This is a genomic window from Sphingomonas sp. UYP23 (assembly GCF_054059235.1).
Map to the genome: position 1 here is coordinate 4,040,012 of NZ_JBSSBX010000001.1, position 19,619 is coordinate 4,059,630.

Consider the following 19,619-nt stretch of genomic DNA (forward strand, 5'->3'; position numbering starts at 1 on the left):
CGCGGAGTACCGTCGATCGACCGGGCGCGACCGATCTTTGGGATGGGGATGCGCGTTTCATCATCGACTCGTTCCTTTGCCGCGCACATCGAAGCACGGCGGCGCGCAGATGCGCCATACGGGTCTATACGGAGCCGGTGCTGTCGCGCAGCTATGGGGTATTACGTATTCGCTGGTGCGCCGACGCTTTCTACCCCGCGGTTATGCGTATGCTCACCGCCCGCCGAAATCCCCTCGACGCCGTTCATCGTCTCGCGCGGATCGTGCCGCCCGCGGCACGGCTTTGGCCAGCGACGGTCGTACTGCTCGGCGATACGCTGGCGGGGATCGGGTTCGCCGCGGGGATCGCCGGTGGGGTGGTACATGTTGGGGCGGGATGGGCCGCACTGGTGCCATGGCTGATGCTGCTTGCTGCCGCCGGATCTGTGCGCGGTGGCTGCGCATTGCTGGCGACGCGTATCGGTGCGGATGCAGCGCAGCGCACCAAACGCGCCGTGCGCGCCGCGCTCGTTACGGATCTGCTGGCGCGCGCGCCGGGCGGACGTGCGACGACGGGCACGCTGCTGGCGACCTGTGTCGACGAGGTCGAAGCGCTCGACGGCTATGTCGCCCGCTTCCTCCCGGCACGGTCCGCTGGTGCGCTGGCGCCGCTCGTGGTGCTCGCCGCGACCGCGATTGCCAGCCCCATCGCAGCCGCGATTCTCGGCATAACGCTCATTCCGTTCGTCGCCGCGATGATCCTCGCCGGCGGCGCCGCAGCCGAGGAGTCGCGGCGGCAGTTCGGCGCGCTGTCGCGGCTATCGGGCCTGTTCGCCGACCGCATTCGCGCGCTGCCGATCTTGCTCGCGTTCGGCGGCGAACGGCGCGAGGCCGAGCGGCTCGGCGTCGCGTCCGACGCGGTCGCGCTGCGCACAATGCGCGTGCTGCGCGTCGCCTTCCTGTCCTCGGCGTCGCTCGAATTCTTCGCGGCTTTGTCGGTTGCTCTGGTGGCGGTCTATGCCGGCTTCAACCTGCTCGGCCTGCTGCCCTTTCCGGTTCCCGAGAAGCTCGATCTGGCGCGCGCCTTCTTCGTCCTCGCGCTGGCGCCCGAATTCTATCTGCCGATGCGGCGGCTCGCGGCGGCCTATCACGACAAGCAGGCCGCGCAGACCGCGGTCGAGCGCTTTCCCGACGCGCTGTTCGCGCCGCCGCGCGGAGCGGTTGCCGCGCTGGTGCCGGAGACGGCGCCGCGGATCACCCTGACGAACGTTGCGATCGCCTATCCCGGGAGCGATGCCCCTGCGATATCCGATGTCTCGATCGACATCGCGCCGCGTGAGATCGTGGCGTTGGCCGGTCCGTCGGGGAGCGGGAAAAGCAGTCTGCTGCACCTCCTGCTCGGGCTTGCGCCGCTCAGCGCAGGGCGCGTCACCATCGACGGCGCCGATCTTGGCGCGGAGATCACGCTTGCCGCGGCGACGGCATGGGTCGGCCAGACGCCGCTGATCGTTCCGGCGACGCTGCGCGCCAACATCGCGCTCGCCTGGCCCACAGCGACGGCCGATGAGATCGAGCAGGCGGCGTTGCGCGCGGGCCTCGGGCCGATGCTCGCTGCACGCGGACTCGATGCGCCGATTGATGCACGCGGTGGGGGATTGTCGGGGGGCGAGATCCGGCGGATCGCGCTCGCACGCGCGCTGCTCAAGCCGAGCGCGGTCCTGCTGCTCGACGAACCGACCGCGCATCTCGATCCGGCCGGCGAAGCCGGGCTGATCGAGACGATCCGTGCCGTCTGCCAGGGCCGCACGACATTGATCGCGACGCACAGCGCGGCACTTGCGGCGATCGCCGACCGGATCGTATCGCTGGAACCACGCGCATGACCCCGCTCGCCGTGCTGCTCGGCGAACAGCGCCGCCGCCAGCGATCGATGCTGGTGCGTGCGGCCGGCTATGCCGCGCTCGTCAGCGCGGCGTCGGTGCTGCTGCTGGGATTGTCGGGATGGTTCATCACCGCCGCGGCGATCGCCGGGCTCGCCGGGCCGATCGTCGTGCAAGGCTTCAACTACATGCTGCCGAGCGCCGCGATCCGTCTGCTGGCGATCGTGCGGACCGGCGCGCGCTACGGCGAACGGCTTGCGAGCCATGAGGCGGCGTTCGGCGCGCTCGCGCGGATCCGCCCAGCGCTCTTCCGCGCGATCGCGGCGGCTCCGGTGTCGCGTGCGCTCGGCTTTTCGAGCGGCGAGGCGACCGCGCGGATCGTCCAGGATGTCGGCGTGATCGAGACGCGCTTCGCAATGGCATCGGCGCCGTGGAGCCTCGCCGCGGCTGCGGTGGCGGGCGCTTGCCTCGCCGTCTTGGGCGGATGGGCGGCGGCGCTCGCGGTGCTCGCCTGTCTCGGTGCGCTGCTGCTCGTCGCCGACCGGCTCGCGCGCCGACTCGAGGAACCCGGTCGGGCCGTGCAGCGCGCTGCGGGAGCGTTGAAGGACGAGCTTGCCGCGCATGCCGCTGCCGCTGCCGAACTCCGCTGTTACGATCTCGAAGGATGGGCCGCGGCGCGGATCGGGGTGCAAAGCGATGTCCTGGGCAAGGCCGTCGCGGCGCAGACCGCAGCGCTCGGCTGGTTCGAACTGGCGCAGGCGGTGGCGATTGCACTCGCCGCGGCTGCGGTCATCGCCCTCGCGCGGGGGCATGGCGCAGCGATCGTCGCGCTGGGGGCGCTCGCTGCGGCGATGACGATCGACGGCGCGGCACCGCTGGTGCGCCGCATCGCGCAGCGCGGCGCGGTGCGCGAGGCGGAAGCGCGGCTAGGTGGGCTGCTCGAACAAGGGGCGTCGTCGGAGCCGCGGGGGTTGGCGCTGGTGCGTCCGTCGATCCGTCTCGTGCAATCCGATAGCCCGCTCCTCCCCGGCACGCGGGTTCACCTTTCCGGCCGTTCGGGGGCCGGCAAGACGCGCCTGGTCGAGACGTTGCTCGGGCTGCGCGCGGCGGACCGCGGACAGATCTGGCTCGACCAGCGCGACCTTGCCGACTTCGCCCCGGGCGAGCGGCGCGATCTGTTTGCCTGGGCCCCCCAGGATGCGGCGTTGCTGTCGGGCACGGTTCGCGACAATCTCCTGCTCGGCAGCGCCGATGCCGACGACACCGCGCTTTGGGCCGCGCTTCACGACGCCGCGCTCGATGACCGCGTGCGTGCCCTGCCGCACGGTCTCGACAGCTGGATCGGCGAGAATGGCGCGCGCCTGTCAGGCGGCGAGCGCCGGCGGCTTGTGCTGGCGCGGGCCTATCTCCGGCCCGCGCCGTGGCTGGTGCTCGACGAACCGAGCGAAGGACTCGACCGTGCGACCGAGCAACGGATCCTCGCGCGGCTCGTCGGGCGGCTCGCGGTGACGCGGCAGGGGCTGCTGCTGGTGAGCCATCGTCCGGCGCTGGTGGCGCTGTGCGAGCGCGTCGTCGTGCTCGACACGGATGCGGCGGACTGCGCGGACGATCGCGAGCCCCTATCCGTATCAATCCCGATAGCGGCCGATGCGGTCGCCCAATAGCGTCATTGCACCATCAAGGGAGGCGGCGATGAAGAACGTTCTTTTGCTTGTGCACGACGATACCGGGCAAGAATCGCGCCTGCAGGCCGCGCTTGACCTGACGCGCGCGCTCGACGGGCATCTCTCGTGCGTCGATGTCGTCGTGCCGGCATCGATCAACGGCGACTATTACGGCATCGCCGCGGTCGGCCTGCTCGAGGACGAACGCACGCGCGAGGTGGGGAACAAGACCGAATTGGTGGCCCGCCTCGCGCGCGAGGACGTTCGCTGGAACTGGATCGATGCGACCGGGACGCTCGCCGACTCGGTGCTCGAGGCCGCCGAGCTGGCCGACCTCATCGTCCTCAGCCGCAAGCTCGCCGATGACCGCGACCCCGATATGCGCGACGTGGCGGGGCGCGTGCTGATGCACGCCCGCACGCCGATCGTCGCGGTGCCCGAAACGCTGACGCGGTTCGCGGTCGGACGTGCGCTGGTCGCCTGAGACGGCCGGGCATCGGCGGCGGCGACGCTGCGCGCGTGCGTTCCGCTGCTCGCGCTGGCGGATGCGGTCGAGATCTTCATGGCGCGCGACGGCAGCGAGCGCACCGAGCCAGGCGAGGCCGCGGAATATCTTTCACGGCACGGCATCTATGCGACCGTCAAGACGATCGACGACGGCCTGACAGCCCCCGACCGCTTGATCGAGGCCGAATGCGCGCGGTTCCATGGCGATTATATCGTGATGGGCGGCTACACGCACGGCCGGCTGCTCGAGACGTTCGGCGGCGTCACCAAACGGATGCTCGGCCATTGCGCCGTGCCGCTGGTGCTCGGTCACTGAGCCGAGCGGAGGCGCTCTACGTAAGATCCCGGAGCGCGCCGGGCAGCGGCGTGGCGTATCGCCCGGGCAAGGAGATTTCGCATGCCTGACACTCTTTCCAAGCCGCAGCGGCACGTCGTCATCCTGTGTCACCCCGAGCAGGACAGCTTCAACGCGGCGATTGCGGCGGCCTATTCCGCGACGGTGCGCGAGCATGGCCATGAGGTGATCGTGCGCGATCTGTACGCAATGGGGTTCCATCCCGTGCTCAAGTCGACCGAACGACCGGGGCCGGGTGAGCGGCAGTTCGCCGATGTCAGCGAGGAACTCGCGATCCTCAAGGATACCGACGTGTTCGTGTTGGTCTATCCGATCTGGTTCGGCGGGCCGCCGGCGATGCTCAAGGGCTATGTCGAGCGCGTGCTCGGGACGGGGGTGCTGCCCGATGCGGTGTATGAAGGGACGGCGAAGGGCGTTCTGGCGGGCAAGCAGCTGCTGAGCTTCACGACCTCCGGGTTGAAGGAAATCTGGCTCGACGAAATGGGCCAGTTGCGCGCGCTGACGCAGGCGTTCGATCATTATATCGAACATGCCTTTGCGATGCTGCCGTCGCGGCACGTGCATTTCGGCCATATCACGTCCGACATGGAGCCAGCCTGGGGCCGGCGCCACATCGAGGAAGTCCGCGGCCAGGCGCGCGCGCTCGTCCGTGATCTCGACGGGCTCGTTCTAGCCGCCGACTGAGGCGCTTTGCGCGGCGTCCAGCACCGCCGCGCTGTGGAGCGCGATCTGCGCATCCTCCTGCGCAGCGAGCACGCGGAGCGCGACGTGGGAGGCGGCGCTGCTGATCGTCTGCGCGCCGGCGGCATTGCGCGCAGGATCGAGCGAAACGCCCATCCAGCCGAGCGCCGCCGCGGCGGTCGCGCGGACGCCGACATCATGCTCGCCGATGCCGCCGGTGAAGACGATCATGTCGACCCCGCCGAGCGAGCACGTCATCGCGGCGAGCATCTTGGCGAGCGAATGGGCGAACATCGCGATCGCGAGCGCGGCGGCGGGCTGGGTCGGCGCTGCGCCGTTGAGCCGCCGCAGGTCGCTGTCGATCCCCGAAATGCCGAGCATCCCGCTTTCGCGATCGACCAGCGTGGCGAGGGTTTCCACGGTATAACCGCCGTCGCGTAGCAGATGGAGCAGGATGCCGGGATCGAGATCGCCCGTGCGGCGCCCCATGATCAGGCCGCCGGTCGGGGTCAGCCCCATGCTGGTGTCGACCGATCGGCCGGCGCGCACCGCGGTGACACTCGCGCCATTGCCGAGATGCGCAATGATCAGACGCTCGGGCACATCCTTGTCCAGTTGCCGCACGATCGATTCGCACGACAGGCCGTGAAAGCCGTAGCGCCGCAACCCTTGGTCACGCAGCGTCTTGGGGAGCGGTAGCGTGCTGGCCACCGCCGGCATCGTGGCGTGGAAGGCGGTGTCGAAACAGGCGATCTGCGGGCATTGCGGGAAATGGCGGCGCGCGGCGCGGATCGTCGCCAGCGCGGCGGGGATATGGACGGGGGCGAAGCTGCGCACGCGCTCGAGCTGGTCGAGCACAGCGTCGGTGATCAATGTCGGCGCGAGCAGATCTGGGCCGCCATGGACGAGGCGATGCCCGATCGCAACCGGCGCGGGAAGATCGGAGCGATCGAGCAGGGCGACGACATGGCCGGTCCACGTCTCCGGTGCGGCCTCGCCCAGCGAATGATCGACATGCCAGCGTCCCGCCGCCGTTGCCGCGTGCAGCCGAACCGCGCCGCCGCCCGCGGTCTCGATCTCGCCGGTCAGCAAGGGCTCGGCAGTTGCATCGGCAACCCGGAAGAGCCCGAACTTGAGCGACGACGATCCGCCGTTGAAGGTCAGGATCGTTGCCGCTGAACTGCTCACGCAGACCAGCGCCAGTCGCGGATCTCGGGCAGATCCTCGCCATGTTCGGCGATGTAGAGCTTATGCCGCTCGATCGCCGCCCAATAGCGGTCGCGTGCCGCCGGAACCTGCGCCGTCAGCCGCGGAACGCGCTCGATCGCGTCGAGCGCGAGGCGATAGCGATCGAGATCGTTGAGCACGACCATATCGAACGGCGTCGTCGTCGTACCCTCTTGCTTGAAACCGCGGACGTGGATGTTGCGGTGGTTGGTGCGGCGATAGGTCAGCGTATGGATCGTCGCCGGAAAACCGTGAAAGGCGAAGATCACCGGCGTGTCGGTGGTGAACAGCGCATCGAAGGCGTCGTCGTCGAGCCCGTGCGGATGCTCGCTGCTCGGCTCGATCACCATCAGGTCGACCACGTTGACGAAGCGGATGCGGATATCGGGCACCTGTTCGCGCAGCAGCATCACCGCCGCCAGCGCCTCGAGCGTCGGGACGTCGCCCGCGCATGCCATGACCACGTCGGGATGCTCGTCCTCGACGCCCGCCCAGTGCCACACGCCCGCGCCTGCGGTGCAATGCCGCACCGCTTCCTCGATGCCGAGCCATTGCCATTCGGGCTGCTTGCCCGCGACGATCAAATTCACATAGTCGCGGCTGCGCAGGCAATGGTCCGCTACCGACAACAGGCAATTGGCGTCGGGCGGGAGGTAGACCCGCGCGATGTCCGAGGTCTTGTTGGCGACCTGGTCGATGAAGCCCGGATCCTGATGCGACAGGCCATTATGGTCCTGCCGCCAGACATGCGAGGTCAGCAGATAGTTGAGCGAGGCGATCGGCCGACGCCAGGCGATCTGGCGGCTGACCTTGAGCCATTTGGCATGTTGGTTGAGCATCGAATCGACGATGTGCGCAAAGGCCTCGTAGCACGAGAAGAAGCCGTGCCGGCCGGTGAGCAGATAGCCTTCGAGCCAGCCCTGGCAGAGGTGCTCGCTCAGCACCTCCATGACGCGCCCGTCGGGGCTCAGGTTGATATCGACCGGTTCGACATCGCCCATCCATGCCTTGCCCGAGACGTCATAGACCGCATCGAGCCGGTTCGACGCGGTCTCGTCGGGGCCGAACAGGCGGAAGTTCCGGCTGTCGAGATTGCGCCGCATGACCTCGCGCAGATAGTGGCCGAGCACGCGCGTCGCCTCGGCCTCGACTGCGCCGGGGACGTCGAGCGCGACCGCGAAATCGCGAAAGTCGGGGAGCGATAATGGCTCGAGCAGCGCGCCGCCATTGGCGTGCGGGTTCGCGCTCATCCGGTGATGCCCGGTCGGGGCGAGCGCGGAAATCTCCTCGCGCACCTTGCCCGCCGCGTCGAACAGTTCGGCCGGGCGATAGCTGCGCATCCAGGCGTCGAGCTGGTCGAGATGCTCGGGCTTCTTGAAATCGGCGATCGGGACCTGATGCGCGCGCCACGTTCCTTCGACCGGCAAGCCATCGACGGTCTTGGGACCTGTCCAGCCTTTCGGGGTCTTGAGCACGATCATCGGCCAGCGCGGACGGGCAGGCGGCGGGGCGGGGGTGGCGCGGGCTTCCGCCTGGATCGTCTCGATCCTGCGCAGCACCGTGTCGAGCGTCGCGGCCATCGCCTGGTGGAGCAAGGCGGGATCGTCACCCTCGACGAAATAGGGTTCGTGGCCATAGCCGCGCAGCAGGTCGGTCAGTTCATCCTTGCCGATCCGCGCGAGGATCGTCGGATTGGCGATCTTGAAGCCGTTGAGATGCAGGATCGGCAGCACCGCACCGTCGCGCGCCGGGTTGAGGAACTTGTTGCTGTGCCAGCTTGTCGCGAGTGGCCCGGTCTCGGCCTCGCCGTCGCCGACGATACACGCGACGATCAGGCCGGGATTGTCGAACGCCGCGCCATAGGCGTGCGCCAGCGAATAGCCGAGCTCGCCGCCCTCGTGGATCGAGCCCGGGCATTCGGGCGAGACATGGCTCGGGATGCCGCCCGGCCAGGAGAACTGGCGGAACAGCCGTTCCATCCCGCCGCGGCTGCGCTCGATCGCGGGATAATGTTCGGTATACGCACCCTCGAGATAGGCGTTGGCGACGAGGCCCGGTCCGCCATGCCCCGGCCCGATGATGTAGATCATGTCGAGACCGTTCGCGACGATCAGCCGGTTGAGATGCGCATAGACGAAGTTGATGCCCGGCGTCGTGCCCCAATGGCCGAGCAGGCGCGGCTTGATGTCGGCAAGGCTGAGCGGCCGCTCGAGCAGCGGATTGCCGCGCAGATAGATCTGTCCGACCGAGAGGTAGTTCGCCGCGCGCCAATAGGCATGGATCGCAGCGACCTGTTCGAGCGAAAGTGGATCGGACATGCGCGTCTCCGGATGCGCCCGATAGGGCCATCTGCCTGGACGGCGGCCCCGCGCGGAAGCGCGCGAGATCCGGCGACCGACGCTCTGCTCCTCGCCGGTTCGAGTGGCTGTCGCCATACGGGTAAACCCGTACGGCGTGTCGAGCGCGTCCGCTGCATAGCCTCGCGGAGAGGCGTGCAACCGCGCCGTCTGGCAGCGCCCCGCCCGACGCAGTCATGGCGCATCGTCACACGAACGCCCTGTCGCGCTGACCCTGTTTCAGAAGCGCGTCGACAGGCCAGTATAGAGCTGCAGCCCGGGCGTTTCGCGGTTGAGCCCGATATAGGCCGCGGCATCGATCTGGAGCGTCTTGGTCAGCTGATACGATGCGGCGAGATCCGCGGAATATTGCTGGCCGTTCTGGCGGGGCTCGAAACTCTCCTTGGTCCAGAACTCGGCATAGACCGTCGCATTCTTGCCGACCGGGTGCGACAGGTTGATGAGATTGACGAGTTCGAGATGGTAGCCGCTCACGTCCCCCTGGTTGGCGGCAATGTCGACCTCGGGGCTGGTCGTCAGCGTGAACTTGGCGGGCAGCGGAATGTTGACGGGGAGCGCGAGACTGCCCTCCCACTGGCCGTTGCCAACCCGCGACCCCGCGGTCGGCGCCTTGACCGAACCGATCACCGAGACCTGCGTCTTCGACCGGTCGACCGTCAGCTTCTGCTTCACGCGCACGAACAGATCGCCGACGCCGCCATCGGTCGTCACGCTGCCATCTTCCATCCGCGTCCGAACGGTCTCGTAGGGTGCGATATTGACCTCGATGTCGGTGTGACGCCCGACTCCGTATTTGAGCGTCGGGTTGGTGTAGAGGATCGTATCGGTGCGAACACCGTCGAGCGTCTGGCGGGTCCAGTCGATCAGGTCGGTTTCGAGCTGGAAGGCGCCTGCGGGAACGGTGCAGGCGACGCTCGCGCGGGTCGGGCGATCGGTGCAGATCGGGGTCGGGTTCGGCGCGACATTGGCGGGCAGCGGCCCGGTGCCCTGCGATGGATCACCCTGCGCGGGCTCCTGCGCGAGCGCGGCCCCCGGCAGCCCTGCGAGCGCGAGGAGGAGTAGCGCGCGCAGGCGGGGGATCGGGCGGGCGGGGTCGTAGCACAATGTCATCGCGGCTCCATGCGGTCACGCGGCGCGCGGGGCAAGCGGCAGCGACCTGATCGGGGTCAATCCCGCTCGGCGCTGCGCGGCCCGGCAGCAGCGTCGCGCAGCACCCGGTTGACCGCGCACAGCAGATGGTCGCGCTCATAGGGTTTCTGGATCACCACTTCATCCGAATCACGCCGTCCGAGCGCAAGTTCGTCGCCATACCCCGAGGCGAAGATGAACGGCGTGCCGGACGTCCTGAGCCTGGTGGCGAGTTCGAAGCTGGTGCCGCACCCGACATTGATATCCAGCATGGCGAATGCGAAGCGATGCGCCGCGACTAGCCGCTCGGCATCAACCAGCGTCGGCGCGACGAACACCTCTGCCGCGCCGAGCGCGCGCAGCATGTCCTCGGCTTCGAGGGCGATCAGCATGTTGTCCTCGACCAGCAGCACCAGCGCTCCGCGCAACGGCGCATCGGGCGCAGGCGACGGCACGGCTTCCGACGGCGGTACGGCGAGCTCGAAGGTCGGGCAGGAGGGCCGGGCGGGGGGCGGATCGGACGCGGCGCCATCGCTCGGCACGAAGACATGCTGTTGCGGGATGAAGAATTCCGCCTCTAGCCCACTCAGCCGGAAACGGAGTTCGGCGGTCCCCTGAAGATCGAACGGCACCGCGCGTTCGAGCACGACCGAGCCGAAGCCGCGGCGGGTCGGCGGCGTTACGGGCGGCCCACCGCTTTCGTGCCAGCGCAGATGGATACCCTCGCCATCGACCATGACGATCGTAACGTCTACCGATCCGGTCATCGAGAGCGCACCGTATTTGCTGGAATTGGTGACCAGTTCGTGGATCACCAGCGCCATCGTCGAGATCGCCTTCGGCTGGAGCAGCACCGCGGGCCCCGCCAGCGAAAGCCGTTCCTGCATCGCCTGATGCGCGGCGAACTCGTCCTCGAAGACGCTGGCGAGCGGGGCCGGGCCCCAGCTCGGGCGCGTGATCCGGTCATGCGCGCGCGCAAGGGCCTGGATCCTCCCGCCAAGGGCCTCGGCATAAGCGGCAATGGCGGGACTGGCGGCGCCGGTCTGGGTAATCAGGCTGCGGATCAGCGCGAGAATATTGCGGACGCGGTGGTTGAGTTCGGCGATCAACAGATCCTGCCGTTCGGTCGCGCGTTGGCGCTCGACGGTTGCAGCATCGGAATAGCGCAGGATCACCTCGATCAACGCCTGGCGGATCGCTTCGCCCATGCGCTGTTCGCGCTCCGAAAACCGCGCGGAGCGCCCGCGGATATCTTCGACAAAGGCTTGGAAGCTGCGGCGCGGCGAAATTCGGTGCGCGCCGCCGTCCGCGCTCTGCGGTTTGGCGGGGTCGCCGCCCCAGCGGATCTGGCTGAGCCGCTCGCGCCGAAACAGCATGATATAGTGGCGCGGGGTGCGCGAGATCGGGATCGACATCATGCCCGCGGCGTGGTCCGCCGTCGCGGCACACGGCGGATGAATCCCCGCAAGGCAATCGGTGGTGAAGACGCGACTGGGTGAGGCTGCGTTCAGGTGATGCGCCAGGATCGCGATCTGTTGCTCTGACGGCGTTGCACCGTGGCTGTGGGTTGTTCCGCCGACATGGATCGCGATCCCGTCGCACTCGATCATGTCGCGCGTCATGTCCTGCAGCCATTGCGCGTTGCGAAGCAGCGTCTCGTCGCCCGCGATCAGCGCGATCAGTCGGTCGGCGAGGAGCCGCGCTTTACCTTCGTCTTCGCCTTTGCCGTGCCGCTCCCGGCTTTCGAGCATCAGCGAATACATCGCGCCGAACAGTTCGGCGGCGGTCCGCAGGACGAAGCTCGGCAGGCGCGGGGCGGCGGCATGGCAGGCGATCAATCCCCATAGCCGCCCCTCGACGATGATCGAGACCGACAGCGACGCAACGACGCCCATATTGACGAGATACTCGACGTGAACGGGCGAAACCGCTCGGCTGACCGCCATCGAGAGATCGAGCGGCGGCGTCACGGCATCGATCGGGGGGAGCAGCACGACCGGTATGGCGGCGACGTTGGCGATGATCCGGAACGGGTTGCGCAGGTAGAGCGCTCGCGCCTGTTGCGGGATGTCGCTCGCCGGATAATGCAGCCCTAGCCCGGATTATTCATCGGGAGCCCAAATCGGTGGTGGCGATCGTGGTCTAAGTCTCTGGTTTGGAGTAGAGAAAGGGTGCTTACGCCATCCCTCTGCTCCAGACAGAAAGTGCCACGACCGCCATGGCTGACGATAGCGGGTTCTCCTTTACCTTCCCAGCCATTCGTGGTCGAAAAATCACCGCCGCGTTCGACGGCGGTCGGCTGACGTCGGACGGCGGCGTGCTACTGCTCGCACAGGCCGAGCGGCGGTTGGGGATCGCGGATCGGCTCGCCGCCTGCATCGCTGATCCGCGCGATCAGGGTCGGGTGATCCACCGGGTCGCCGACATCTTGCGCGCCCGCATGCTGGCGATCTCGTGTGGGTATGAAGACGCCGACGATCTCGACACCCTGCGGCATGATCCAGGGTTCAAGCTGGCGCTCGGCAAACTGCCGGGTGATCCGTTCGGGCTGGCCAGCCAGCCGACGATGAGCCGGTGGGAGAACGCGCCGACTACGCGCGAGTTGATCCGTCTGACCGGCACGCTGGTCGACCTCTATTGCGCGAGCTACCCCGTGCCGCCTGCGGCGGTGACGCTCGACATCGACGATACCGTCGACGTCGTACACGGCGCGCAGCAGCTCTCCTTCTGGAACGGGCACTACGGCGAGCGTTGCTTCCTGCCGATCCATGTCTACGACACCGCTACCGGGCGGCCGGTTGCGATGCTGCTGCGCACCGGCAAAACGCCGTCGGGCAAGGAAGTCGCCGGCCATGTTCGCCGGCTCGTGCGACGTATCCGTCGCCACTGGCCCGATACCCGGATCACGCTGCGCGGCGATGGTCATTACGGTCGGCCAGAGCCGATGGCCTGGTGCGAGGCGAACGGCATCGACTACATCTTCGGGCTGCCCGGCAACCGCACGCTCCACGCCGATCCCGTCATCGTCCGGGAAGGCGATGCCTGCGCGACCGACCGGGCATTGCAGGGACTGGTCGAACTACGGCGTTACGCAGAGACGCGCTACGCTGCGAAAACCTGGGGGAATACCGAACGTCGCGTCGTTGCTCGCATCGAGGCGAGCAGCCTCGGCCTCGACATCCGCCTCGTTGTCACCTCGCTTGCCGAGGGCAGCGCTGAACGGATCTATGACACGCTCTACTGCGCTCGCGGCCAGGCGGAAAACCTGATCAAGCTGCATAAAACGCAGCTGAAGAGCGACCGAACCTCCTGCTGCTCGGCCAACGCCAATCAGATGCGGCTCATCCTTCACACCGCCGCCTACTGGCTGATGTGGGCCGTGCGGCACGCTATGCCCGCAACCGCCACGCTCCGCACCGCCGAGTTCGCGACCATCCGCCTGCGGCTGCTCAAGGTCGCCGCGCGCGTCGTCGAAACCGCCAGCCGCATCCGCATCGCCTTCGCCAGCGCATACCCCGATGCCGCACTGTTCCGATCCATCGCGCTCAATCTGCGCACCGCGGGCCCATGATCGATGCGGCAGTGGCCGCCTAACGAACCCCGCCCATCAACTCCGCCCCAACCTGTGAAACCGCGATGAGACAGGCGCTTCGGACCCATGCGCCCTGCCTGCGGCTATACGACGCCTGCGCTAACCCATCGGCTGAGAAACGCTGCCGGTGAATAGATCAGGCTAGAAAGCTCTCGACCCCCGCACGGGTCGATTCGGCGATGACCTCGCCGGCGCCGTGTTCGTCGAATCGGTAGATCATCGCGCGGTCGAAACCCGAGATTGCCAGCACTTGGCGTGCGGCATCGGTATGGAATTTGTCGAGCGTATTGGCCTTGGCGAGCCGCGCCGCCATCGCCCGGACCATCGAGGCGACCTCCGGCTCGTCAGTCTTTTGCGAAAACTCGCCTTCGACGATCAGCAGATCGTCCTGGAAATGGATCGAGACATCGAGTGGCGGCATTGCCGGAACGAGCGTGAGATCGAACAGGCGTTCGCTGCCGGTCGAGGCCAGGAGTGCAAGGCGCGTCCGGATCTTGTGCAGCGCGGCTTTGGTCAACCAGATATCGAAACGGGAACCGAGCAGCTGCTCCGGACTGACCGAGAGGAAGTCGTGCGTGTTCGATGAGACGCGCACCACCGTCCAGTCGTTCGTCATGGCGAGCAGGAAAGCGAAATCCTGAATCTGATCGAGCCGGGTGATCGGCTCGCGGTCGCAAATCGTCAGGTCGAAGTGGGCGTCGAGATGGTCTGACATGATGCGTGTCGCCTCACTGTCGCTGCGGCCGCTCGCCACGGGGCAGCAGTGGCGAGATCGGACGCCGGATCCTATTGCCTTCGGAATCGCGGGATGGCGTTATGCCAGCCCCGGCCACAACTCTCGTGCGCACCGCTCGGCCTCCGCAGGCAGGCCTTTGCGTAAAGCGAACGACCATATCGCGGTATCGCAGTTGCAGCGTGAACAGTGAAAGCTCGTTTTCACCATTTTCGGGCATAGGCTTCATTGTCCTATAATAGCATATCTGCGGGTTATCGTCGTCCTTTCTTGATGAGGACGATGAAAATGGTCCCGAGTCTATAGGATATTAGGATCGAACGCTTTCTTCGTAGTGGATCGCAAAGCATCGGCGATTGCGACAGTTGTACCAACTTCTGCCATTAAAATAGAACAATGAAACGCGATAGTTAGCCGAATGGTCCCGACTCGGACCAATTTCGGTGTGGAGGTTTTGAAACCGACCTACCGCGTCGCCGATCTTTCAAGCATGGGCTCGACCATGGCGGCGTGCGCGGAGATTGTCTGCGCCGCCGTCCTTGCGACCGCGCGCATCGCGGCGTTGTCGCCCGATGCAGTGTAGCTCTGTGCCTCGGCGAGGGCCGCGCGATGCGCCAGCGCTTGCTGCTGGAGATAGGTCTTGTCGAACGCCGCGCCGGTCAGGCCCCCGAGGCCGTTCAGCAGCAGCGCCTGATCGGCGCCGATCGCCTTGACCGGCGGCGGCAGCCCGGCCTTTGCCGCGCCGTCGGCGAGCAGGCGATCCATCTCGATGTGATCGGTGATCATTGTCTGCGCGAACCCGCGGACGTCGTGGTCGTTGCTTTGCGCGAGGGCGCTTTGTGCCGCGAGGATCTCGAACGTGTCGGATTGCGCGAGTGACTGGACAAAATCCCGGGTCTGGCGCGTTTCGACTTGTTGCGCGATCGCGGGATTGAGAGCGCAGACGCAGAAAGCAAACGCAAGCAGATGCGATAGGGCGCGCAGTAGGGCAACCTTCCTCATGGCTGACCCTGTCCGCCGCCCGCGCCGTAGATGTTGCCGGTCGTGAAGCTGCCATCGTCTTCGGCGAGGCGCACATAGATCCCGGCGAGCTCGACCGGCTGCCCCGGCCGCCCGAGCGGCGTGGTCGCGCCGAAGGTGACGAGCTTGCCCTGCGATGCGCCCCCCGAAACCTGGAGCGGCGTCCAGATCGGTCCGGGCGCGACCCCGTTTACGCGGATGCCCTTGGCGCCGAGCTGCTTGGCAAGCGACTTGACGTAGTTCATCGTCGCGGCCTTGGTCTGCGCATACGCGTAAAGATCGGGCGAGGGGTCGTACGCTTGTTCCGACGTGGTGCCGATGATCACCGACCCCGGCTCCATGTGCGGCACCGCCGCCTTGATCATCCAGAACGGCGCATAGATGTTGGTCTTCATCGTCTGGTCGAACTCCTCATCGGTGACATCGAGGATCGAGGCGATCGACTGCTGCCGCGCCGCGTTGCAGACGAGGATGTCGAGCCCTCCAAGGGCGCTGACCGCGCGATCGACGAGTTGCCGGCAGAACGGCGCCGAGCGCAGATCTCCGGGGAGCGGAACGGCCTTCTGGCCGGCGCGGTGGATCAGATCGACCACCTCGCGGGCATCGGCTTCCTCGGCGGGCAGATAGTTGATCGCAACGTCGGCGCCTTCGCGTGCGAAGGCGATCGCGGCGGCACGGCCCATGCCGGAGTCGCCCCCGGTAATCAGGGCCTTGCGACCGCGCAACCGACCACTGCCGACATAGCTCGTCTCACCATGGTCGGGGCGCGGCTGCATCTGGCTGGCGAGGCCGGGCCAGGGCTGGCGTTGCGGTTTGAACGGCGGCTTGGGGTATTTGTCGCGCGGGTTTTGCATGGCGGGCTTGGCTTGCGCCTCCGCGGCGATCGCGGGGGTCGCGCCGAGCACCGCCGCCGTCCCCAAGGTCGCGGCGGTCAGCATCTGGCGGCGTGTTGTCTCGGTCACGGCAAATCTCCTTTTGGCCCCAACCCGCAAGCGCCGCGGGAGTGCCGCTCTGCACCGGCTTTTCTGATAGATTTGCATCAAGCATCGGGCGGACGAATGGACGGAACGATCGGGCGGCAGGGCCACGCCCGAACGTCTCGGCCCTGCCCTGATGGATCAGTGCGCCCGATCCAGCCGGTTTGGCGTTATGCAGTCGCATGGACCGTGAAGCAGACCCCGATTCGACGCGCGTCACCGTTTGGTTCGACGGCGGCTGTCCGCTCTGTCGCCGCGAGATCGCGGGGCTCCAGCGGCTCGACCGGGCGGGACGGATCGCGTTCATCGATATTTCCGGCGATGGTCCGGCCGCGTGCCCGATCGACCGCGCGGATCTGCTCGCCCGCTTCCATGCGCGCGAAGGCGACCGATTGCTGTCGGGCGCAGCCGCGTTCGCGGCGATTTGGCGGGCGATCCCGGTTTTGCGGCCGTTTGGGCTGCTCGCCCGCAATCACTTCGTGCTGGCGATGCTAGAATATGGCTATCGCCTGTTCCTGCGGGCGCGACCGCGGCTGCAGCGGCTTGCCTTGCGATTGGAGCGCCAATGACACCCGAGCCGATCCCGCCGAAACCGGGCCAGGAAAGCGTCTGGTCGTTCCCGCGCCCGGCGGTCGCCGAGCCGAGCACGGCGCACATCGTGATCGAGCATCGCGGCATCGTGCTCGCCGATACGCGCGCGAGCGTTCGGACGCTCGAGACGAGCCACCCGCCGAGCTATTACATCCCGCGCGCCGACATCCGTGAAGGCGCTCTCCGCCGTGGCACGGGGAGTTCGTTCTGCGAGTGGAAAGGCGCCGCGACCTATTGGGATGTCGTGATCGACGGCCATGTCCTGCCGAGCGTCGGCTGGAGCTATTCGAGTCCGACGCGCGGGTTCGCCATGGTCAAGGATCATATTGCCTTCTACGCAGCGCCGTTCGATCGCTGCAGCGTCGATGGCGATACGGTCATCCCGCAGCCCGGCGGCTTCTACGGCGGGTGGATCACCGCCGCCTTTGCCGGGCCGTTCAAGGGCGTGCCGGGCAGCAGATTTTGGTAAGGGCGTACCCATGACGGACGATCGCAGTTCGAACGGAAAATCTGTCCCAAGTGGGCGCATGGCACGGCTCGGTGTGTTCGGGCGGCTCGCCGGCGGCGTCGCGGGCGGGGTGATTGCCGAGGGAGCCCGCCGGATCGCCGACGGACAGCGGCCGCGGATGAGCGACCTTCTGCTGACCCCGGCCAATGTCGGGCGCGTCGCCGATCAGCTGTCGCACCTGCGTGGCGCGGCGATGAAGCTCGGCCAGATGATCTCGATGGATTCGGGCGATTTCCTTCCGCCCGAGCTCTCGCAAATCCTCGCGCGGCTGCGCAACAATGCGCATCACATGCCGCCCGCCCAGCTCCAGCAGGTGCTCGCGCGCGACTGGGGCAAGGATTGGCGCCGTCGCTTCGCGCGTTTCGATGCCGGTCCGCTCGCCGCGGCGTCGATCGGTCAGGTCCACCGTGCGCGGACGCCTGATGGGCGCGACCTCGCGATCAAGGTGCAATATCTCGGCGTGCGCGACAGCATCGATGCGGACGTCGACAATGTCGCCACGCTGCTGCGCGTATCGGGCGCGCTGCCCAATACGATCGACATCGCGCCCCTGCTCGCCGAGGCGAAACGCCAGCTCCATGAAGAAGCCGACTATGTCCGCGAAGGCGAGCAGCTCGCACGCTTCGGTGCGTTGCTGGCGGATAGCCCAACCTATGTCGTACCCGTGCTCGACCGCGAGTTCAGCGGGCGCGACGTGCTTGCGATGAGCTTCGTCGAGGGAGTGGCGATCGAGTCGCTGGTCGATGCCGAGCAAGGCGTCCGCGACGTTGCGATGAAATCGCTGATGGCATTGGTGCTGCGCGAACTGTTCGAGTTCGGCCTGATGCAGACCGATCCGAACTTCGCCAACTACCGCTACCAGCCGACGACCGGAAAGCTCGTCCTGCTCGATTTCGGCGCCACCCGCGCGGTCGCACCGGAGACGGCACGCGGGTATCGGCAGCTGCTCGAGGCTGGGCTGGCGGGCGACCATGCGGGGGTGCGTGCCGCAGCGGTTTCCGCCGGATTTCTGGGGGAGGCGGCGGTGGCGCGCCACGGCGCGCTGGTCGATCGGATGATCGACGTGATTCTGGTCGAGCTCAACCGCACCGGCCCGTTCGACTTTGGCGATCGCGCGTTTGTCGGGGTGCTTCGCGAACAGGGCATGGCGATGGCGGCGGATCGCGACACGTGGCACGTCCCGCCGATCGATACGCTGTTCGTCCAGCGCAAGATCAGTGGGACCGCTCTGCTCGCGGCCCGGCTCAAGGCGCGGGTCGACGTGCGGGCCATGGTGACGCAGGCGGTCGCACCGGCCCTGGTATCGGACCGCGCCTCCAGCGAAGCGGCGTGAAAATCGCAACGTACAACGTCAATGGCGTCAACGGGCGTTTGCCCGTACTCCTGCGCTGGCTTGCCGAAAGCGCGCCGGACGTCGTGGTGCTGCAGGAGCTCAAAGCACCCCAGGACAAATTCCCCGAAGCGGCGATCCGCGATCTCGGTTATGACGCGATCTGGCATGGGCAGAAGAGCTGGAACGGCGTCGCCTTGCTCAGCCGCGTCGGCGAAATCCAGGAGACTCGCCGCGGATTGCCCGACGATCCCGACCCGGCGCAGAGCCGGTATATCGAGGCGGCGGTCAACGGCATTCTGATTGGGGGGCTCTATCTGCCCAACGGCAACCCGCGGCCGGGGCCCAAGTTCGAGTACAAGCTGCGCTGGTTCGACGCGCTGATCGCCCATGCCGCCAGTTTGCGCGAGTCCGGACTGCCCGTATTGCTCGCTGGCGATTTCAACGTCATGCCGACCGAACGCGACGTCTATAAGCCCGAACGCTGGGTGGACGATGCCCTGTTCGCACCCGAGATCGCGCCGCGTTCGCCCGATTGACAGGGCAGGGGTGGACCGATGCGCTCCGCACGCTTCATCCCGACGCGACGATCTACACCTTCTGGGATTATTTTCGGAACGCCTATGGCCGCGATGCCGGTTTGCGGATCGACCATCTGCTGCTGAGCCCGGCGCTGGCGGGGCGGTTGGTCGATGCGCAGGTCGATCGCGACGTACGCGGGTGGGAGAAGACGAGCGACCACGCGCCCGTCTGGATCGAGCTTTCCGACAAGACCGCGCGCAAACGCCGGTCTAGCTGAGCGCGGCGAACCACGCGGCATAGGGCGTGTTGCACGCCATATGCTTGTTATAATCGGGCGCGCCGTCGTCCCACCATACCGGCCCGCGTTCGCCGAGCGCGTGCTTGGCGGCGTCGACCGCCGCGCGCGCCGTGCGCCCGGCGATCTTGTCTTGGCTTCGCAGGGCCGCGCCGACCGCGCGGCGCGCCGCCATCAGATCGTGCACCAACCGCGCACGCGTTGCTTCGTCAAGTGCGGGGTTGCTCTTGCGCCAGAGCCGCCCGCGCACCACGAAATAGCGCCCGTCGGATG

Annotated in this window: 17 protein-coding genes and 1 pseudogene; 10 read left to right on the forward strand and 8 right to left on the reverse strand. The window is 67.3% G+C overall.

Annotated features, from left to right (window positions below):
* Positions 1-203: 203 nt before the first annotated feature.
* The 5 genes from cydD to ACVWYO_RS19890 all read left to right on the forward strand — a co-directional run bounded on the left by cydD (position 204) and on the right by ACVWYO_RS19890 (position 5,069).
* On the forward strand, positions 204-1,862 hold the full coding sequence (gene cydD / locus ACVWYO_RS19870; RefSeq protein WP_457353761.1) for a thiol reductant ABC exporter subunit CydD: 1,659 nt from the start codon (positions 204-206) through the stop codon (positions 1,860-1,862).
* Entirely contained in the window at positions 1,859-3,523 is a 1,665-nt protein-coding gene (locus ACVWYO_RS19875) for an amino acid ABC transporter ATP-binding/permease protein (protein ID WP_457353763.1), read from the forward strand. The genes cydD and ACVWYO_RS19875 overlap by 4 nt, the downstream gene beginning before the upstream one ends.
* A gap of 28 nt (positions 3,524-3,551) precedes the next feature.
* Positions 3,552-4,007, forward strand: a complete 456-nt coding sequence (locus tag ACVWYO_RS19880; protein WP_457353765.1) for a hypothetical protein — start codon at positions 3,552-3,554, stop codon at positions 4,005-4,007.
* A gap of 78 nt (positions 4,008-4,085) precedes the next feature.
* Positions 4,086-4,346 carry a hypothetical protein gene (locus tag ACVWYO_RS19885; RefSeq protein ID WP_457353767.1) on the forward strand — a complete coding sequence of 87 codons (261 nt, stop codon included), beginning with the start codon at positions 4,086-4,088 and terminating at the stop codon, positions 4,344-4,346.
* 81 nt (positions 4,347-4,427) lie between these two features.
* Positions 4,428-5,069: an NAD(P)H-dependent oxidoreductase gene (locus ACVWYO_RS19890; protein ID WP_457353769.1), complete on the forward strand. Its 642-nt coding sequence runs from the start codon at positions 4,428-4,430 to the stop codon at positions 5,067-5,069.
* Here the strand turns inward: ACVWYO_RS19890 and ACVWYO_RS19895 are convergent.
* The 4 genes from ACVWYO_RS19895 to ACVWYO_RS19910 form a co-directional block, all read right to left on the reverse strand.
* A complete protein-coding gene (locus tag ACVWYO_RS19895; RefSeq protein WP_457353772.1) occupies positions 5,055-6,254 on the reverse strand; it encodes an acetate/propionate family kinase in 1,200 nt (399 codons plus the stop codon). The genes ACVWYO_RS19890 and ACVWYO_RS19895 overlap by 15 nt on opposite strands.
* Positions 6,251-8,611 carry a phosphoketolase family protein gene (locus ACVWYO_RS19900; protein WP_457353774.1) on the reverse strand — a complete coding sequence of 787 codons (2,361 nt, stop codon included), beginning with the start codon at positions 8,609-8,611 and terminating at the stop codon, positions 6,251-6,253. Before ACVWYO_RS19900 ends, ACVWYO_RS19895 begins: the two co-directional genes overlap by 4 nt.
* A gap of 258 nt (positions 8,612-8,869) precedes the next feature.
* Complete coding sequence (locus tag ACVWYO_RS19905; RefSeq protein WP_457353776.1) at positions 8,870-9,760, reverse strand: transporter; 891 nt, start codon at positions 9,758-9,760, stop codon at positions 8,870-8,872.
* A gap of 56 nt (positions 9,761-9,816) precedes the next feature.
* Entirely contained in the window at positions 9,817-11,772 is a 1,956-nt protein-coding gene (locus ACVWYO_RS19910; protein ID WP_457353778.1) for an HWE histidine kinase domain-containing protein, read from the reverse strand.
* A gap of 224 nt (positions 11,773-11,996) precedes the next feature.
* Between ACVWYO_RS19910 and ACVWYO_RS19915 the strand changes: the two genes are divergently transcribed.
* Positions 11,997-13,349, forward strand: coding sequence for an IS1380 family transposase (locus ACVWYO_RS19915; protein WP_457348490.1), 1,353 nt, complete (start codon positions 11,997-11,999; stop codon positions 13,347-13,349).
* Between the two features lie 157 nt (positions 13,350-13,506).
* On the opposite strand, the gene ACVWYO_RS19920 is transcribed toward ACVWYO_RS19915, so the two are convergent.
* The 3 genes from ACVWYO_RS19920 to ACVWYO_RS19930 form a co-directional block, all read right to left on the reverse strand.
* Positions 13,507-14,085 carry a hypothetical protein gene (locus tag ACVWYO_RS19920; RefSeq protein ID WP_457353780.1) on the reverse strand — a complete coding sequence of 193 codons (579 nt, stop codon included), beginning with the start codon at positions 14,083-14,085 and terminating at the stop codon, positions 13,507-13,509.
* A 483-nt stretch (positions 14,086-14,568) separates the two neighbouring features.
* Positions 14,569-15,105: a DUF4142 domain-containing protein gene (locus tag ACVWYO_RS19925; protein WP_457353782.1), complete on the reverse strand. Its 537-nt coding sequence runs from the start codon at positions 15,103-15,105 to the stop codon at positions 14,569-14,571.
* Positions 15,102-16,085, reverse strand: coding sequence for an SDR family oxidoreductase (locus ACVWYO_RS19930; protein ID WP_457353784.1), 984 nt, complete (start codon positions 16,083-16,085; stop codon positions 15,102-15,104). Before ACVWYO_RS19930 ends, ACVWYO_RS19925 begins: the two co-directional genes overlap by 4 nt.
* A 197-nt stretch (positions 16,086-16,282) precedes the next feature.
* Here ACVWYO_RS19930 and ACVWYO_RS19935 point away from each other — a divergent pair, with 197 nt between their 5' ends.
* The 4 genes and pseudogenes from ACVWYO_RS19935 to xth all read left to right on the forward strand — a co-directional run bounded on the left by ACVWYO_RS19935 (position 16,283) and on the right by xth (position 19,328).
* Complete coding sequence (locus ACVWYO_RS19935) at positions 16,283-16,669, forward strand: thiol-disulfide oxidoreductase DCC family protein (RefSeq protein WP_457353786.1); 387 nt, start codon at positions 16,283-16,285, stop codon at positions 16,667-16,669.
* The gene (locus ACVWYO_RS19940) at positions 16,666-17,160 is read left to right on the forward strand and encodes a DUF427 domain-containing protein (protein WP_457353788.1); all 495 of its coding nucleotides are present in this window, start codon (positions 16,666-16,668) and stop codon (positions 17,158-17,160) included. The genes ACVWYO_RS19935 and ACVWYO_RS19940 overlap by 4 nt, the downstream gene beginning before the upstream one ends.
* Positions 17,161-17,170: 10 nt before the next feature.
* Positions 17,171-18,532 carry an ABC1 kinase family protein gene (locus ACVWYO_RS19945; RefSeq protein ID WP_457353790.1) on the forward strand — a complete coding sequence of 454 codons (1,362 nt, stop codon included), beginning with the start codon at positions 17,171-17,173 and terminating at the stop codon, positions 18,530-18,532.
* Positions 18,529-19,328 (forward strand): annotated as a pseudogene (gene xth / locus ACVWYO_RS19950) (exodeoxyribonuclease III). The gene ACVWYO_RS19945 and the pseudogene xth overlap by 4 nt, the downstream one beginning before the upstream one ends.
* On the opposite strand, the gene ACVWYO_RS19955 reads toward xth, so the two are convergent.
* Positions 19,321-19,596, reverse strand: coding sequence for a hypothetical protein (locus tag ACVWYO_RS19955; RefSeq protein WP_457353792.1), 276 nt, complete (start codon positions 19,594-19,596; stop codon positions 19,321-19,323). The pseudogene xth and the gene ACVWYO_RS19955 overlap by 8 nt on opposite strands.
* Positions 19,597-19,619: the final 23 nt, after the last annotated feature.

Bases quoted from the DNA above. Each gene is read 5' to 3' on its own strand.
- ACVWYO_RS19940 (WP_457353788.1), top strand. From the start codon at position 16,666: ATGACACCCGAGCCGATCCCGCCGAAACCGGGCCAGGAAAGCGTCTGG.
- ACVWYO_RS19890 (WP_457353769.1), top strand. From the start codon at position 4,428: ATGCCTGACACTCTTTCCAAGCCGCAGCGGCACGTCGTCATCCTGTGT.
- ACVWYO_RS19925 (WP_457353782.1), bottom strand. From the start codon at position 15,105: ATGAGGAAGGTTGCCCTACTGCGCGCCCTATCGCATCTGCTTGCGTTT.
- ACVWYO_RS19935 (WP_457353786.1), top strand. From the start codon at position 16,283: ATGGACCGTGAAGCAGACCCCGATTCGACGCGCGTCACCGTTTGGTTC.
- ACVWYO_RS19915 (WP_457348490.1), top strand. From the start codon at position 11,997: ATGGCTGACGATAGCGGGTTCTCCTTTACCTTCCCAGCCATTCGTGGT.
- cydD (WP_457353761.1), top strand. From the start codon at position 204: ATGCGTATGCTCACCGCCCGCCGAAATCCCCTCGACGCCGTTCATCGT.
- ACVWYO_RS19885 (WP_457353767.1), top strand. From the start codon at position 4,086: ATGGCGCGCGACGGCAGCGAGCGCACCGAGCCAGGCGAGGCCGCGGAA.
- ACVWYO_RS19900 (WP_457353774.1), bottom strand. From the start codon at position 8,611: ATGTCCGATCCACTTTCGCTCGAACAGGTCGCTGCGATCCATGCCTAT.
- ACVWYO_RS19875 (WP_457353763.1), top strand. From the start codon at position 1,859: ATGACCCCGCTCGCCGTGCTGCTCGGCGAACAGCGCCGCCGCCAGCGA.
- ACVWYO_RS19880 (WP_457353765.1), top strand. From the start codon at position 3,552: ATGAAGAACGTTCTTTTGCTTGTGCACGACGATACCGGGCAAGAATCG.
- ACVWYO_RS19905 (WP_457353776.1), bottom strand. From the start codon at position 9,760: ATGACATTGTGCTACGACCCCGCCCGCCCGATCCCCCGCCTGCGCGCG.
- ACVWYO_RS19945 (WP_457353790.1), top strand. From the start codon at position 17,171: ATGACGGACGATCGCAGTTCGAACGGAAAATCTGTCCCAAGTGGGCGC.
- ACVWYO_RS19920 (WP_457353780.1), bottom strand. From the start codon at position 14,085: ATGTCAGACCATCTCGACGCCCACTTCGACCTGACGATTTGCGACCGC.